Annotated in this window: 2 protein-coding genes and 1 tRNA gene; all 3 read right to left on the bottom strand. The window is 34.9% G+C overall.

The annotated features are described in order from the left end of the window. Nucleotides 1-22 precede the first annotated feature (22 nt). A tRNA-Ile gene (locus TA89_RS16130) sits at nucleotides 23-99 on the bottom strand. A 79-nt stretch (nucleotides 100-178) separates the two neighbouring features. Next, entirely contained in the window at nucleotides 179-2,323 is a 2,145-nt protein-coding gene (locus TA89_RS16125; protein WP_040214822.1) for a BglG family transcription antiterminator, read from the bottom strand. Nucleotides 2,324-2,440: 117 nt separating this feature from the next. Next, nucleotides 2,441-2,713, bottom strand: a 273-nt coding sequence (locus tag TA89_RS16120) for a PTS transporter subunit IIC (protein WP_040214821.1), incomplete at its 5' end; no start/stop codon positions are given.

The raw sequence follows: 2,713 nt of genomic DNA, 5'->3' as shown, positions 1-2,713 counted from the left end.
CTATTATTAACTTGGCTGAATATGGTGGACCTTCAGGGACTCGAACCCCGGGCCAACCGGTTATGAGCCGGTTGCTCTAACCAACTGAGCTAAAGATCCTTAGCTATATGCTGAAATAAATCAGCACATAAGTTATTATACTCGGCTTGATATAAGCTGTCAATATGATTTTTTATAATTATTTCATAGCAATTTGCACCAAATTTTGCATATATTTTATAACCTCTTCTTCTTTTTTAGCCTTTAATATATTTTGTAAAAAATTCTCATTTTCCATGACATTCATAAGCTGAGACAAAGCCTTCATATGGCTTATGTGATCTGTAGAGGCTATAGCTATTATCACTTTTACCGGGTCATTCTCATAGCTTCCAAAGCTTACAGCTTCCTTTAAGGTTACTATGCTTATTCCTATTTCTCTAACACCGTCCTCAGGTCTTGCATGAGGCATAGCAATTCCCGGAAGTATTACTATATAAGGCCCCATTTCCTTTACGGTCTTCACCATAGCTTCAATATAGCTTTCTTTAACGTAGTTATTTTTAAGAAGAAGCTCTCCGCTCAGCCTTACAGCTTCCTCCCAATCTTTAACCTGAGCATTTAAGCTTATACACTGTTCTTTTAATATATCCTTAAGTTCAGGCTTTTTTCTTGAAGTCTTATTCCATGCTCCCTCTTTAAGATAAGCTGTTAGATTATATTCAAGCTCCTGAAGGTTTTCTATGGTGCAGCTTTCTTTTATAATATCTATAATTTCATCTATGTTAATTTCATCCTTATAATCACTTATAGGAATACTGCTTTTTTTGGCTTTTTGAAATATTAAATTGAGTTCAGCTATGTTCTTTTCCGTTAAAAATGGATTTACCTGAACAGATTTTATATCTTTAACATTAATAGGAATAGTGCTTACTATCACATCCACCGGATGTCTGCTCAAGGCTTTTTCCACCTCTCTGTATGAGATATTATCCACAATATTTACATCAAAAATAGCTTCAAGCCTTGCAGAAACCATTTTGGAGGTTCCTATCCCCGTAGCGCACACCACAAGAACATCAGGTTTCTTTAGTTTATTATCCTTTAATTTTTCTATGACAGCTTGAAAATGCAGGGTAAAATAACCTATTTCTTCATCGCTGAATCTCTTATTGTACTTTTCCTCTATATAACTCACTGATTTTTTTACGTGAGAGAAAACCTTGCCGTAAGAATCCTTAATCTCTTCTATAAGAGGATTTTTGATTTCAATTCCATGAATAAGCCTATAGACAGCAGGTCGCAAATGCTGCAAAAGTCCATTAAAAAGCTGCTGATCCTGTTTTAAATAGTACCCTGTACGGTTTTCCATTTCCTCTATAATCTTTGAAGCCATAAAACGGAGCTCCAACCAGTTATCCTTATCCAGCTCCTCTACTGTAGTGACATTACTACCTAAGAGATGTATTGTTATATATCCTATTTCTTCTACAGGAACGGATACATTAAAACCATCTTCAATCATTTTAGCAATGGCAGGAGCCACAGAAAACTCCTTAAGCTTTCTCAAGGTTTTAACCTCTTCTTTATCCATCACTATATCCCTTCCCAGTTGTATCCTCTTAACTGCTATAGCTAAATGTATAAGTAGAGCATTAAAGGCTTCGTCAGAAAAGGTTGCCTCCATCTGCTCCTCGGCAATGGCTATACATCTTTCAATATAAGCTATATCTATATCTTTAAAAAGTTTATTGATAAATATATTTATATTAGCCTTTTCCTTTTTGGAAAAGCTCTCTTTCATTACCTGAAGCAGCTCTATGGTATCAAAGCTCTCTCCAAAGACCTTTGTTGCAGCCTTTCTTAAAAGCTTTTCCTCACCTATTACTTTCATTCCTCTGCCTCGGATGCTTTTAAGCTTCAGACCGTTTTTTTCTATCCAGCTCTTGCTTTCCTCTATATCTTTAAGAAGGGTTCCCTTGCTCACAGACATCTCTTCGGAAAGCTTATCCATAGTAATAAATCCATTGTTTTGGAGAAGCTCGCAGATAATATATCTCACTCTTTCTTCCTGAGACATTATATAGTCATAGCTGCTCATTTCATTAAACACCGAGGAAATTTGTCTTAAATTCTCAAAGGAGCATTCATAGGATATTCCTACACTGGGCTTTCTATCTAAAAGAGGAAAGTTGTTTTGATTTAAAAAATCATCAATGTTTTCAAGATCATATCTTATAGTTCTGGGACTAACCTGAAAATTATCCGACAGTTCCTTTATGGTAACAGGTTTTTTGGAATTTATAATAAAGCTTAGTATGCCGGAACTTCTTTTATTAATCAATATGTCACCTTCCTTCTAAAAGATATTAAGTAATCTATGTAATTTAACCTTATATTATGACATTATTCCTTATATTACAAATCGGGGAACTGCACATTAGCAATTCCCCGAGATGTATTATTCTTCTACTATATTGTTTAAAGCCTTTGATTTTGTTTTCATAAAGCTTGGTATTATAAGTGCAGCTAATATTATAGCTACTATTACATAAATACCTGCTTTTCCTACTAAATCTGATGCTTTTCCTAGAATTATTCCAAGAACTCCAAAGTCAAAATCACCAAAGGTTGTATTTTGGAATCCTAGGTTACCCAGTACAGGAAGTAACAGCGCAGGTGCAAAGCTTAAAAGTAATCCGTTAACAAAAGCTCCGATAGTTGCTCCTCTTTT

Origin of the sequence: Clostridium polynesiense, from assembly GCF_000820705.1 — a bacterium.
GTDB classification, from domain to species: Bacteria; Bacillota; Clostridia; order Clostridiales; family Clostridiaceae; genus Clostridium_AA; species Clostridium_AA polynesiense.
The sequence above is the reverse complement of the archived record's forward strand: the minus strand, read 5'-3'. Positions and strand labels throughout refer to the sequence as shown.